At 25.9% G+C, this 14231-nt stretch carries 9 protein-coding genes; 6 read left to right on the top strand and 3 right to left on the bottom strand.

Going from position 1 to position 14231, the window contains the following annotated elements:
- Positions 1 to 359 precede the first annotated feature (359 nt).
- A complete protein-coding gene (locus GCL60_RS06005; protein WP_153419231.1) occupies positions 360 to 1379 on the bottom strand; it encodes a hypothetical protein in 1020 nt (339 codons plus the stop codon).
- Positions 1380 to 1836: 457 nt separating this feature from the next.
- Between GCL60_RS06005 and GCL60_RS06000 the strand changes: the two genes are divergently transcribed.
- Complete coding sequence (locus GCL60_RS06000) at positions 1837 to 2322, top strand: hypothetical protein (RefSeq protein WP_153419229.1); 486 nt, start codon at positions 1837 to 1839, stop codon at positions 2320 to 2322.
- On the opposite strand, the gene GCL60_RS05995 is transcribed toward GCL60_RS06000, so the two are convergent.
- Both GCL60_RS05995 and GCL60_RS05990 read right to left on the bottom strand, forming a co-directional pair.
- Entirely contained in the window at positions 2311 to 4659 is a 2349-nt protein-coding gene (locus GCL60_RS05995; protein WP_161998098.1) for an AsmA family protein, read from the bottom strand. The genes GCL60_RS06000 and GCL60_RS05995 overlap by 12 nt on opposite strands.
- A gap of 23 nt (positions 4660 to 4682) precedes the next feature.
- A complete protein-coding gene (locus tag GCL60_RS05990; RefSeq protein ID WP_153419225.1) occupies positions 4683 to 5672 on the bottom strand; it encodes an alpha/beta hydrolase in 990 nt (329 codons plus the stop codon).
- A 119-nt stretch (positions 5673 to 5791) separates the two neighbouring features.
- Between GCL60_RS05990 and GCL60_RS05985 the strand changes: the two genes are divergently transcribed.
- Genes GCL60_RS05985 through GCL60_RS05965 form a run of 5 tightly spaced genes read left to right on the top strand, consistent with a single transcriptional unit; the run spans position 5792 to position 14202 of the window.
- Positions 5792 to 6322 (top strand): rhodanese-like domain-containing protein, encoded by a 531-nt coding sequence (locus GCL60_RS05985; RefSeq protein ID WP_153419224.1) that lies wholly within the window; start codon positions 5792 to 5794, stop codon positions 6320 to 6322.
- A gap of 51 nt (positions 6323 to 6373) precedes the next feature.
- On the top strand, positions 6374 to 9310 hold the full coding sequence (locus tag GCL60_RS05980) for a hypothetical protein (RefSeq protein WP_153419222.1): 2937 nt from the start codon (positions 6374 to 6376) through the stop codon (positions 9308 to 9310).
- Positions 9311 to 9325: 15 nt separating this feature from the next.
- On the top strand, positions 9326 to 11809 hold the full coding sequence (locus GCL60_RS05975) for a Mur ligase family protein (protein WP_153419220.1): 2484 nt from the start codon (positions 9326 to 9328) through the stop codon (positions 11807 to 11809).
- Between the two features lie 25 nt (positions 11810 to 11834).
- Positions 11835 to 13724 (top strand): tetratricopeptide repeat protein, encoded by a 1890-nt coding sequence (locus GCL60_RS05970; RefSeq protein WP_153419218.1) that lies wholly within the window; start codon positions 11835 to 11837, stop codon positions 13722 to 13724.
- A 10-nt stretch (positions 13725 to 13734) separates the two neighbouring features.
- On the top strand, positions 13735 to 14202 hold the full coding sequence (locus GCL60_RS05965; RefSeq protein ID WP_153419216.1) for a hypothetical protein: 468 nt from the start codon (positions 13735 to 13737) through the stop codon (positions 14200 to 14202).
- Positions 14203 to 14231: the final 29 nt, after the last annotated feature.

Below are 14231 nucleotides of genomic sequence, written 5' to 3'. Positions count from 1 at the left end.
TCTTCTTTACTATCATTAAAATTAAATATAGTTAAATTTATAATTTTTAATTTACAATTTTTATCTTTTGGTATTGTAATAATTTTTATATCATTCTTTGATAAATTTATGGGTAATTCAAAAATGTAAGGACAAATAAGAGTTCCTTTTATTTCCCAATTATTTATTAAAGTTAAATTATTGTTTTTTGATTGGTTCTGTGAAGAAAAATATAAAGTATAATAATCAAAACTACTTTCATTTTTTGTAACGCTAGAATTCTTAATATTTTTACATCCAATGATAAATATTAAATTTAAAATTAAGAATAAAATTTTTTTTTATTTATATTTATCATATAAATTTCCTTCATAATAAAATTAATATTTCATTTTTCCAATTGTAACAACACGGTAAGAATTTTCATAACCATCAGCTGTGTTTGCTGAAATAATATAATTTATTTTATCGGCATAATCATTCCAATTATTTTTAATATTTAAATTTAGAAAACTGCAAGCAACCTTTGATAGGGAATCAGTGCCATATTTATATAAACTATCAATATTTTCCCATTTCATATCTGCTAATGCTTTATTCATTGAAAAGATAAAACAATTATTTGTTGGCATATTATAGTTACCATTTGAACGCATAATCGAATAAGTAGTAAGTGAATCAATATTTATTGTACTTTTTGAATCTTTAGATTTAGAATACGAATTTTTTACTGCTTTTATTTGTATTGGATCTGGTGATTTTAATTTGTTTATAGTGAGAGCATTATCAAATAATTTCAATTCATTTGATATGTTTGCATCATCATTTAATAATATATTTCCATTAGAATCAATATACTGACCATTAATAAGATTTATGACTGTATCAGATATTGTTAAATTTACAGGATTGTTTCCTGATAATTTTGATCCAGATACCAATATATTTTGACTATCTTTTTTATAATGAGATTTAGTCAGACCGATTTCATTATTATGTAATTTTAATATTAAAAATGTGTTATTATTAAATACTACATATTCAGTATTGTCTATCGTAAATTTTTCAAATTTATATTCACATGATTTATCTTTCTCATAAGGTAATTTAGCTGTATTATCTGATGTCGAAATTGTAAACTTATTGTTATCTAAAGTTTTGTCTGTTAAATTTCCATTAAGTAAGGTTCCGCAACTCATGAAAACATCAATTGAAAAATTTCTTATTGCTGTAATTTCTGAAGATCTTGTTTGACTTGTGCTTTTATTCATTACTAAATCAAGATATTGAATTGAGTTGCCTTCATTATTAATTTTTGATTTTTTATTGTCATTTTTGCATCCAAAAAAAGAAATAGCAAAAATATTAGAAAGAATAAATAATTTATAATTATTGTTCATATTATCCTCTTATTTAAAAGAAATGTACTTGTATTATTGATTTAATTGCATGAAATTTATAATGCAATATTTGTTTGGATTAGATTTATAAAAATTTTATGTCAAATTTTAATTATCAATATAAATTAAAAAAATATAATATATTAATCCATGTAATTAAAATTATTGATTTATATTTGATAATTTTATTAAAATATAAAAAAATAATTAATGAACGAAATTTATAAATATTCAGTATCTATTTGTAATAAAAACAATTAGTTATATGATATTGAGAATCAATATTAAGAATTTAAAGGATTATGTATGAATTGCAGATTTAATATCTAAAAAATTATAAATTGTAAATGAATTTATATTTAAATTTTAATATATTCTGTAAGTATTGATTATTTTTATTTTTCTTGTAATAAACTACTGTTTTTACTTTTCATACTTATTAAAAGGATAAAAAATAATGTATTTATGGAGTATCAAAAACTTAAAAAATGATCTTATCTCTAATCTATTAACAGAAAATTATAAATTTTTTTATTTTTTTATATTTGTCCTATTATTCACTCTATTTTCTGAAATAGGTGTTTTTCTTCCATCAGAATCAAACATAATAGATAAAGTTCAATCCATTGTGAGTATTTGTATCGTTATTATTGGTTTAGTTATTGCCTACCGTGTGAATGGAGGTAATACTGGTAAAGATTTTTTAACAAGGGCAATTAGCTTATATGTTGTACTAAGCATACGCTTTATTGCTTTTACTCTTGTTGCAATTGCAAGTTATTCCTTATTTCTTTGGGCAATAAGTCTTATTATCCCTAATCAATATATGGGAGATGTTGCAAATGGGGTAACAGTAGTCTTTATGCCCCTTTTTGAAATTTTATTTTACTGGAGATTTATCATTCATATAAGAGATGTAAGAAAAGGGGAATTAAAAACCTAACTTTTGTAAATCTATTCCATTTTTTTCGAGAAGTTTTTTAGCATCTTCTTGGATTTTTTGAGCTTCTGGGTTCTTTTTGATTTCTTCTTTCAGCTTATTTGTTAATTCTTTTGAGGCATTTTTAACTAATTTTTTTTGCAATTCTGAAGTGTTAATTCCTACCTCTGGATTTGTAATTGTACCATCTAAAGTTAAGTCTAAAATAAATTCACCTTTTTCATTAAGAAAATATTTTGCGTATTTACTTTGGTTTGTTAAGTTATCTCTGACTTTATTACTTGCAATATAAATAGCTGTTCCAGATAAAGACTCATCAATGCCTATATCAGCATGTAATTTTAAAAGACCTTCCTCACTAGAAATGGTATTTCTCAATAGAAATTTTCCATCTTTAATTTCAAAATCACCTCTTTGGTTTTTCAAACTTTTTTTAGTACTTTTGTCATCAGAAAGACTGAGTTTTTTTAAAGAATCAGAATCAATTTTTAAGCCAACCATTGAGGTGTTTTTAACAAATTTATTAAATTGCTCACCTGCTAACGAAACCAAGTTTTTCGTGTTTAAGGTTCCGTCATTAAATAAAAATGTTCCTTTAGAGTTTAGAGTTTTTGAAAGAGATGGTCTTGTGAGTCCCCTCGCACTAAAGTTCATTTTTATATCTGCTTTGCCTTCAATGGGGCTTTTTTGGGATTCTGGTTTTATTGTTTTAAAAATTTCTTCAACTTTAACCCCATTTAAATTTAAATTTCCGTAATAAGGAACAGGATAAACACCTAAATCAGCATTTGCAGTAGTATATAAACTTCCTGAAAAAAGATTCATAGATAATTTGTTTAACGTTGCATTATAATTCTTTATTTTTGTATTTAAAGTAAAATTATTTATAATAATATTATCATAAACTAATTTTCCAATATTCATTTCTGTGTAAAAGTCAGAACCTGCCAGTAACTTTTTTTCTTTATCCGTTAAAGTAAATTCCTCATTATTTATGTTTCCAGAATTTTTTTCAGTTTCGTTATGCTCTTCGCTATTAGAATTTGAACTTGTTTTTTTATTATCCTCATTTTTAGGAGGAGGTGAAGATTTAGACATAAATGGTTTTATAATTTTTGATAAATATAAATTTTGGCTTTGGACTTTTAACGATCCTAATAAAGGTTTAACGGATTTTGCGTCAAAAGTTAAATTAATATCCGAATCGGATAATTTTGATTTTAGATCAAGAAAAATATCTAACGTTTCAGGCTGTAATAAAGATCCCGCAATTTTTGATTTTAGATCGAGAGTTGCATTAATAAGCATATCTTTGTGTTGAGGTAGAATTTCACTTAATTCAGAAAGATTTTGAGAGGCTAGGGAAAATTGAATGTCTGAATTTAGTTTGTCTAATCCAAATATATTAACTTTGGCTTTAGCGTCTAGAGACTGTAAATCTAATTTAAAATTTTCTACAATTATATTTTTTGGTGATGCCATTCCAGAAAATGTCATGTGAAAAGGGATAGATTTCTTTTTAACAAAAGCGTTTTTGTAATTTATATCTAGTTTATCAAAGCTTAAATTACTATTAAAAATTGAACTTTTCCATTCTGTTCCATCAATTTCTGTATTTATAATGAAGTTTAAAGAAACTAAACCTTTGACAGAATAATCGTTGTCTTTAATGTCTAAATCAGTTGAAAAATCAATTTTAGTATCCTTACCAACTCCTATATTAGAAATAATCAGATTCATATTTTTAATTTTTGCAATTTCTTGTTCTTTAGGGCCAGAAACATTATAAACATAAAAAGTTGCATTTTTAACTTCAAATGATTTAATTAAAATTTTGTCTGCAAAAGAATTTCCCGAATTTGGAGCTGTTTTAGAATCAGTTAAATTCTCTTCTTGAGTTTTATGCTCATCATTTTTAATTGAACTATTTCCTTTTAAAGCTTGCTTTTTAATGAGTGAGGTAATGTTATTTCTTCCAGCAGACCTCATTAAATTTATTTCTGGGTTGTTAATTTCAATATTACCTATAAATTTTCCTTTTAATAAAGGCCAAAATTCAGTTTTAAATTTAATATTTTTTACTTTAAAAAGTTCTGTTCCCATAAAAACTTCATCGGTATTTTCAAGAGAAATATCTTTTAACTCAATTCCAATACCAGTAAAAATTGTTAATCTTGCAGAAGAGAAATTTACTTTTGCATTCAGTTTTTCAGCAACTATATTTTGGATTTGTGGTTTGAATTTGTTAAAATCTATCATAAAAGGAAGAATTAATAAAAAAAGGAAAATGAACAAAATAAAACCCAATACACCAACTAACCACTTTGTTTTTGTATTCACAATAACCATCCCGAAATAAGTAATTATTTATTATTTTTTAAATCGTAGCATTGCTTTATAAAGGAAGAGCAATACTTTGGAATTTGATCTGAAAATGCCATTCTTAAATGACCTCTTTTTTCGTCATTATGAGCAAAAAAAGCAGATGGAATTTCCATCATAAGAGATGCCACATTTGAATAGGGAGCAATTCGATCTTTCATTCCGTGCATCCATAAAACAGGAACTCTTACGTCACGTAAAATTCTTCTCTTTTCAAAAGTTTCGTTTACAAAATTTCGAGCTTGATCAGCATAACCAACGGCTGTTCTCATTCTTAATGGAAAGGATTTTCTTTTAAAGGATCCTGTTGCAGGAAAGAGTCCATCTAATCCATAATAAGAAAATTTGTTTAAAAAATCTTTTAACCATGCACTTGGATATAAATAATTCCAAAGTTCACCGGCCGCTTTTGAATAAGTATTTATCATTAAGGCTGGTGATACGACAACGACGCCATCAATATTTTCTGAAACATCATGTCTGGTTGCTGCAATTAAAGCGAAGGATGCCCCCATGGAGTGACCCATTAAAAAACAAGAAGGACCTTCTCTTTTAGCGCTAAGACCAGAGCCAGATTCATTGCCAAATAAACGTTGTAAGAGTAAGGGAAGACTTCTTGTAGCCTGTTGAAAATCAAGTACAGATGAACCATCTACGCCATGGCCATCCCAATCAAAAGATAAAACAGAAAGACCGCTTAAATTTAAAAATCGAATCCAATGTAATAATGGGTAAGAACAATCATCTCCCAAGCCATGCATGAGAATAATTAGAGAATTTTGGGCGCTTTCCATATTTTTGGGTACAGATAAAAAAGCCGTTCCAGGTCCTGAAGATAGGGGGACTTCGTAATAGGATACGGAGACATCTTGGAGATTATTAAGCGAAAAATGTCTACGACCACTTCCCTCAAATTTTGCTTTATCTATTTTATTAAGGCGACCGGAGATCCAATTTTCTATTGCATACATGTTTCTTGCCTCCAAAAAACAGTGTTTTATTAACTTGGTTTAGATTATATCCATGTTAACAATGAGACAAATAGAACCGCCATGTTTTATTGTCTATTTTAAGATAAAGGAGAAATTTTATGGAAACCGTATTTTGTTTATCCTCCACTATGAAGGAAGTTGAAACCCGATTTCCTTTTGCCCGCTCACTTCTTCATAGCAAATTTCATGTAGGAGGTTGTGCTAGTTGTGGTTATGAGTCTAATGAAACTATAGAGCAAGTGGCTGTCAAACACAGTAAAGATGCGCATGCCATGGTTAGCACTTTAAATGCGGGTGTTGAAGATATGCAAAAATCGGAAATAACAGTATCTGAATTTTCCGAAATGCAAAAAAGAAATGCGAAAACCTTAATTTTAGATGTACGCGAAGACTGGGAATACGAAATTGCCAAAATTCCAAATTCTGTTTTATTGACGGAAAAAAACTTTGACGAAAATGTTGAAAAATCAAGGCTGGTTGAATGTGTAATCGTGGTATGCCACCATGGTCTGCGTTCTATGAATGCAACTCTTTATCTAAGAGAAAATGGTGTCGCAAATGCTAGAAGCTTGCAAGGTGGTATTGATGCTTACAGTTCTAAATTAGACAATTCAATTCCAAGGTATTAGAATGTTGTGAGCTAAATAATTAGCTCATTTCTTTAAGAAAGAGCATTGATAATGCCTATTATTGCTCCTGATGTTGTTTACTTTAATAATACAAATCAAATAGAACTTAATTATACTAATATTTCAGCTGATTATAATTCTAAAAAATTAAATTGTAAATTAAATAATTCAAATTCAAAAGTAAAAATTTATCAAAAAAAATGGATTTTATATACCGCAGATAAAAAAAGAGAAATAGAAACCTATTCAGATTCAATTGATTTTTCTTTAGCTCAAAAATTTCCAAACATTACTTGTGAAACAATTTTATTTGATGGTTTATTATATAAAAAAGATCTTATTAAAGAAAGCTTTTCTACTTTTGAAAACTGGCCTAATATTTCTCCAGGGGTAAATTCTTATACAATTTCATCAATTTCTGATTTTTCAATTTCTAATTATTTTAAAACAAAAGAAGAAGATCAGTTTTTTTTCTGTGAAAGCGGAACAGATAATATTGAAGAAAATAATTTTTGTTCCTTAATAGACAGAGAAACAGGTGGTATAGAAAGTAAAAATAGCGATTATCAAAAAATTCTAAACTTACTTGGAAATGAAAAATATCGAATTTTTAATTTAACGGTTGGATTAAAAAAAGAGAGTAATGTTGTTTCAAAAATAGGAATACAATTTGTTTTAAATAATATCAATAATGAAAATGAAAAAATAAAAATACCCCCCTATATTGAATTTAAAAACTCTATATTTGATAAAAGTTTTTTTTGTCATTCAAATTCTTTTTTGTATAACCCAAATAACAAAGATTTTATTTGGTATAAAAATGAAAAAATTATTCCAGATTTTAACTTACAGGTATTACCTGAAAAATATATAGAATATGGCGAGAATTATCAGTGTTCAAATAATAATGGGATTTCAAAAGTTTTTGAAATAGATAATAAATATTTAGAAATTTTGGGACCTAATCAAATAGGTTTTGAAAAAAATATAAAACCTAAAATAGTTCAATTTTCAACAAATTTAAATATAATGTCATTAAAGCATGAATGGAATTGTAAAGAAAGTAACAATATTCGATGCATAATATTGGCTTCAGAAAAACCAAATACAATTCAAATTAAAATAATTCCAAACGATAATTTTAAAAAGTCGTTATTACACGAAAAAATTAAAATTTCGTTGAATATTAATAATGAAAATTTCGATAAAGAAATTGTAGTTTTTAATTTATTAGAAAATCAAGAAAATATTGAGAATATATCTGATAAATTGTCAGTTACTGCAGATAAAAATGAACAAATATTTTTATGTAATATTCCAGAATCAATTCAAAATTCATCATTTTACAATATTTATTGGTTTGTTGATAATATTGAAATAACTGATTTTAGGGATAAATCTATTTTAAATTATAATTTAAATAAAAATTATATTACATGTATTGTGGCAGGTAAAATTTTAAATAAGAGCATAATTGGAGCTACATCGTATATAGTTAGGGATCCTAACAAGAAAAATCCTTCCTGGTTAAAAGATAGTTATGTTTTTAATTTAAATAATATTTCAAAAAAATATCTATTTAAAGAAAAACTAGATTTTTATTCGGGTAATATAAAATGTTATTTAAATAATAAAGATAATTATAAATTAACTGAAAATATTTGTTATAAGGATAAAAAAAATAATGTCTATTTAAAATTTAACGATAATGATATATTAAATATAAAAAACTATATCAAGGATTCTCAATTAATTGATTTGTTTAATATTCCAAAATTTCCTTTAGTAATCAGAGTTTTTGAAAATAATAAATACACAAATTTATATTCGAATGTTAAGTTTTTTATTTCAAATTATAAACCAAATATTCTATTTTCGGGTATATTAAATTTAGAGCAAGGGCAGAAATGTTTTGTAGTAGCTCAGGATCCACAAAATTTGTTTTTATCAGCTCAGTTTATTCTTGAAAAAAATAAATTAAGTAAAAATATTATAAATTTTGATAGAAAAATCTCAAATAGAAATTTGGACATAATAAATTTATTAGAGAAAAAACATATTTATTATTATGAATATAATTTTAATTTTAATCAAAAAGAAGATTATTGTAATGTGGTTGTTGCAAATGGTACTACTCTATCAAATACAAAAACACTCAAAATAAATGAAAAAAACTTGGAGAGTATATTAAAATCTATAAATAATAAATATAAAAAAGTTGAAACAAATAAGATTTATTTAAATAATTATAATTTGAATATAAAGAAAAACTATTTAGATAATATAGATAAAGTAAATATTTTTCTCCATAAGAATAACAATATTAATCCATTTTCTCCATTTCTTCTAAAATTTCATTTTTTAAATGAGGAAACAAATTTAGATTTATTTTATAATGAGTCAGGGTATATAGAGAATCTATCAAAATATCCTGTTTTAGAAAAAATAAATAATAAAGAAGCCGAAAAAAAATTAAATGAAGAAAAATTAGATTTATTTTACGGCTATTTTTTAGGGGCTAGAATTTTAAAGAAAGAAAATAATGAATACATATGTGAATCTTCATTAATTGATCTTGGTAAACCTCAATTATTGAAATATCATATCTTTTTAAATAATCAGCGTGTTTTTTCAAAAAATTCATATAAAAATAATATCTCTTTCGAGATAAATAACGTAAAAAATTTGGATACTATAACGTGTCAAATTGAAATTGAAAATAAAATTCAGTCATCATCTCTAACTGAAAAAGATGATACAAAAGTTTTATCTTATTGCTATGCAATGGATAGTAATAAATCTATTTTATCTTTTGAATGTCCAGATATCATAAATTTAAAGTATAAAGATAAAGAAATAAATGAATTAGTGGAAGAAAAATTAATAAATAATTTCAAAAATTTAAATAATATTAAATTCGCTTATATTTCTATTTGGACTGAATCGCAAAAAAATAAAATAAGTTTAATTAAAAAAATAAATGACTAAATTAGGAGATACTCAATGAATTATAAAGATAAAAAGCATATTGCAATTATACATCCTTCAGGTAAAAATAGAATAGACGATAAAAGAAAATTAGAACGAATTCAAAATATAAAAAATTTAGGTTTTGATGTTACTGAAATTTTACCAAATCAAGTTTCATATGATGGTGTAACAGCGGCTCCTATTATGGAAAGAGCGGCACAACTTGGCTATGCTCTAACTATGAGAAGGTTTAATATATTAATTGCTGCTCGAGGTGGGATGGGTTGTACTGAAATTATTCCATTTTTAGAAAATATACTTCCTCCTGTTATACCAGAAAAAACATTGATTGGTTTTTCAGATATTTCTTTTATTGGTGTTTATTTATCATTGAGGTATCCAAATTTTCGTTATATTCATGGACAAAATGCATTTTCACCAAATTTTTTTAATGGACCTATGATAGATCAAAAATGTTTAATTGAATTGCTAAATGATATTGAAAATGAATATACATTTCCTGTTAAAATTTATAATAATATAAATAAGTTTTCCAAAGCAAATATGGCTGGTGTATGTGTTCCTTTAAATTTAAGTTTAGCTGAAAGTCTAGCTTCACTTAAATATATTGAATTTCCTAAAAATAATATTTTATTTATTGAAGAATGCAATGAACATTTATATAGAATTATAAGAAAATTAGATGCACTTATAAATTCTGAATTAATAAAAAATACTAAAGCAATTGTGTTGGGAAATTTTTCAGATTGTTTGGACTCTAATGAAAAGCCATTGAATAGAGAATTTTTAATTCAAATTATTTCTAAAAAATTAAATTTACCTGTTATTGATTTTCCATTATTTGGACATGATGAATTTAGATTCCCTCTTGTTATGAAAGGAAAAATTAAAATTAATTTTAATGATAATCCTAAAATAACAATTTATAATAAAATAGATAAAACAAATTTAGTTGCAACTAAATTTTCACCAGATCTTTTTTGTAAAAAATTAGATGAAAATCATACTCAGTTAAAAATTCACATGACAGGAATAGGTGGAACGGGTATGGCACAAGTTTCTGGTCTATTTCAAGAAGCTGGTTATACTGTAACAGGAAGTGATACACCAATTTATCCTCCCATGGATAAAGTGATTGCCGATCTTGGTATTAAACCTGATGTTGGTTTCAAAGCCGAAAATATAGAAAATAATAATCCCGATGCCATTATTTTAGCGAATGTTGTAAGTCGATTAAGTGCAAGTTTAAAGAAAAATGATGAATTAGAAGAAATTCTTTCTCGAACAATACCTATGTTTAGTTTTCCTTCTGCTCTTAGGAAATATTTTTTATCTAAAAGTAGAAATATTATTATTAGTGGAACACATGGGAAAACCACTACAAGCAGCTTAGTTACTCATCTTTTAACTAAATTAGGAAAAAAACCTTCATTTTTGATAGGAGGAAGGCCTGCAAATTTTGAAGCTGGCTTTGCTTTAAAATCAAAAAATCTTTTTGTTTTAGAAGGAGATGAATATGATTCCGCCTTTTTTGATAAAGGGCCTAAATTTTTACATTATGAACCTAAAATATGTTTAATTAATAATATTGAATTTGATCATGCTGATATTTACCCTAATGTAGAAGCAATTGAAAATGAATTTTTAAAACTGGCTAAATTAACAAAAGAAAGAAATGGAATCGTTATTGCAAATTTTGATGATAAAAGAGCTTATCAAGTGGCTAAAAACTCTGGCGCCCATGTCATAGGTTTTAGTGCATTTAAGCAATCTAAAAGCTCATTTTGTTGGCAATTAGTTTCCTATAAAACTTTAAAAAATGGGATTGAAATTCAATGCAAGCAACCTAATGGGAAGTTATTAAAATTTAAAACAGGAATGTTTGGAAATCACAATGCCTTAAATGCTGTGGCATCAATTGCAATACTGCATGCGTCAAATATTTTAGATGAAATAAAAGATACAGAATTCATAGATTTACCAATTTATAAAGAAAATAAAGTTTTTTTAAGTAAACTAAGTAAATCTATGGAAAGCTTTAAAGGCGTTAAAAGAAGATTTGAGCTACTAAAAGAAAAAAATAATATCTCTGTTTTTGACGATTTTGCACACCATCCAACAGCAATAGTAACAACATTAGAAGCATTTCGAAGTTATATGAAAAGTGTTGGAAAGAAAGGTAAATTAATAGCATGTTTTGATCCTAGAAATGCAACAATGAGGAGAAGGGTTTTACAGGATCAATTGAGTAAAAGCTTTTTTCATGCGGATAAAGTTTTGTTAGGAAAAGTTCCTCAGGATATGAGAATGGAGAAAAATGAGATTTTAGATGGTCCCTCAGTTGCTAAAGCCTGCGGAGAAAATGCTAGTTATTTTGACGACAATGAAAAATTGCTTGAAACCCTAAAACAACAAGTCAGCCCAGGTGATACAATTGTATTCATGTCGAGTGGATCATTTGATGGAATACCTTATCGCTTTGCGAATGGGCTTTAGGGAATAACTTAACAAGGATATTAAAATGTCTTGTTTTGGTAATAATACTAAATTCATTTTCATCTTTGTTTTGTTCATTTTAAATAATTCTTGTGCGAGTAAAACAAATTTAAATACAGTTACAGACTCAAATACAAGAAATTTAGTGATTGAAAAAAATGAAACAGACAAAGAAATAAATATCAATAAAGAACCTCCCGGTTCCATTTCACCTTATGTCCAAAATCGGATAAATAAAATAATTCAAAATTTTGAAGCCAATAAATTATCTTCATCTGATGCAGATGAGGCTTTTTTACTTGGTAAGATATTTGAAGAAAAAAGAAATTATTTTATAGCTGAAAAATTATATACGGCATCTTTTTATACAAATAAAACTCTAATATGCGGAATTAATCTAACGAATACTCTTATAAATCTTAAAAAAAATGAGAAAGCCTTAGAAATTGCCTTAAAATTAGAAGTTCTTTTTCCACAAAAACCTGATATCGAAATTCTAATTGCTTCAGTTTATCAATTAAACGGTGATTATAATTCTTTAATTAAAACATTAGAAAAAGCATATAAAAAATATCCCAATAATGAGGCAATAGTTATTTTTTATGCTTCAAATATAAAAAATAATAAAAAAAGAATTTTAGAGAATTTTTTATCAAAAAATCCTAAGTCAACAAATGTAATGTTAGCCTTAGCGCAAAAATATTATACAGAAAAAAATAATATGAGCGCTTTAAAATATGCAAAAAATGCTTATTTATTAGATTCTGATAATATAGAAATAATTACTATTATCGCAAAAATTGAACAGAATTTAAAAAACTATGCTGAAGCTGAAAAATATTTTAAATTAGCTTTTGAAAAAGAATCAGACAATAATCTAAATGCTCAAAATTATGTAAATATTCTTTTATATCAAAAGAAATTACAGGAAGCTTTATCCATATTATTAAAATTAGAAGCTAGTTCTGATGAGCATATCCCATTCCCTCCTGAATTTTCTTTTCAAATTTCAAAAATATTAATTGTAAATAAAGATTTTAATGGTGCTTCTAAAAGATTATTAGAACTTTCTAAAGAGAAGTATAATAATTCAGTCATCATGTATTATCTTGCTATTTGTAGTGAAGGTCAGCGTAAATTTAATGAGGCAATTGATTATTTAAATAAAATAACTCAAGAAAGCGAATTATACCATGATTCTAAAAAGGCAAAAATATTAATATATATTAATTCAAATAATAAAGAAGAAGCTGAAAAAAATATTAAAAATTTTGAAATCTCAGAAAGTAATATTGCAGAAGATACTATTTTTAAAGCTAATATTTTAGCTTTTTACTTACATTATAAAGAAGCTGTTGAAATTATAAACTCATCTCTCAAAAAAATACCAGATGCAAAGGAATTATACTTAAAAAAAGCTGAATATTTAAGATTTGCAGAATCGGAAGAGGCTTCTCTTCAATTTGCAGAGCAAATATATACTAAATGGCCTAATTACGGCGATGGTTTAAATTTTCTTGGTTATACTTTAGTAGAGCGGAATAAAAAAATAGAATATGCTCGTAAAATTCTGCATAAGGCTGTCACGATTAATCCGAAAAATGGGTTTTACTTAGATTCATTAGGTTGGCTTTATTTTCAAAAAAATGATTTAAAAAACTCATTAAAATATATTCAAGAGGCTTTGAAATTTGAGCCTGATGAGCCTGTTATTATTTACCATTTAGCTTTAGTGCAACTTAAAGAACAGCAATTCGAAAAGTCTTTAAAAAATTTAGAAATGACTAGCAAAATTTTATCAGACATGCTTCCTTATCAGTTGGAGTCTGACCCAGAACTTGGAAAAATATCGAAGGGTATTGGTTCAAAAATAATGGAAATAAAAAAATTAATTGAAACTCAAAAGAAAACATAACTAGGATTTTATGAATAACTCATCTTTAATTCTCCCAAATTTATATGAAGTACTTAATTATGAAATTAAAATTGATAAGATAGATTGGTCTATTGTTACCAAATTTGCTGAAAATTGGAAACTTTCTGTGGCTGATGCTCTTCTTGATTTAAATTATATAGATGAATCTACTTTAGCAAGATGTCTTGCGCGTTCTCATAATTTGCCTTACATTCCTTCAAATCAATTAAAATATGACTTTTCTGAAGTTAGTCTTGAAAATTTTGATGACCTAATGAGTGTCGGTGCTGCTCCTTTAGAAGAATATAGACTTGCTATATGTAATCCTTACGATGATCACCGAGGTTATTTAGATAATAAATTTTGTGAGAGAGAGATGATTGTTACAGAAAGATCATCCATAATTGAAGCATTAAGAAAACATGGATTTAATGAATGGATTGATGATGATAATCAAAATGTGAGCGAAAATGAATAGTTTTGGTTTTATTTAAGTTTCTTTAGTTT

It is taken from the genome of Silvanigrella paludirubra, assembly GCF_009208775.1.
In the GTDB taxonomy this organism is placed as follows: domain Bacteria; phylum Bdellovibrionota_B; class Oligoflexia; order Silvanigrellales; family Silvanigrellaceae; genus Silvanigrella; species Silvanigrella paludirubra.
Note: the sequence above shows the minus strand (reverse complement) of the source record. Positions and strands in the feature narration are given on the sequence as shown.

Bases quoted from the DNA above. Each gene is read 5' to 3' on its own strand.
- GCL60_RS06005 (WP_153419231.1), bottom strand. From the start codon at position 1,379: ATGAACAATAATTATAAATTATTTATTCTTTCTAATATTTTTGCTATT.
- GCL60_RS06000 (WP_153419229.1), top strand. From the start codon at position 1,837: ATGTATTTATGGAGTATCAAAAACTTAAAAAATGATCTTATCTCTAAT.
- GCL60_RS05990 (WP_153419225.1), bottom strand. From the start codon at position 5,672: ATGTATGCAATAGAAAATTGGATCTCCGGTCGCCTTAATAAAATAGAT.
- GCL60_RS05985 (WP_153419224.1), top strand. From the start codon at position 5,792: ATGGAAACCGTATTTTGTTTATCCTCCACTATGAAGGAAGTTGAAACC.
- GCL60_RS05980 (WP_153419222.1), top strand. From the start codon at position 6,374: ATGCCTATTATTGCTCCTGATGTTGTTTACTTTAATAATACAAATCAA.
- GCL60_RS05975 (WP_153419220.1), top strand. From the start codon at position 9,326: ATGAATTATAAAGATAAAAAGCATATTGCAATTATACATCCTTCAGGT.
- GCL60_RS05970 (WP_153419218.1), top strand. From the start codon at position 11,835: ATGTCTTGTTTTGGTAATAATACTAAATTCATTTTCATCTTTGTTTTG.
- GCL60_RS05965 (WP_153419216.1), top strand. From the start codon at position 13,735: ATGAATAACTCATCTTTAATTCTCCCAAATTTATATGAAGTACTTAAT.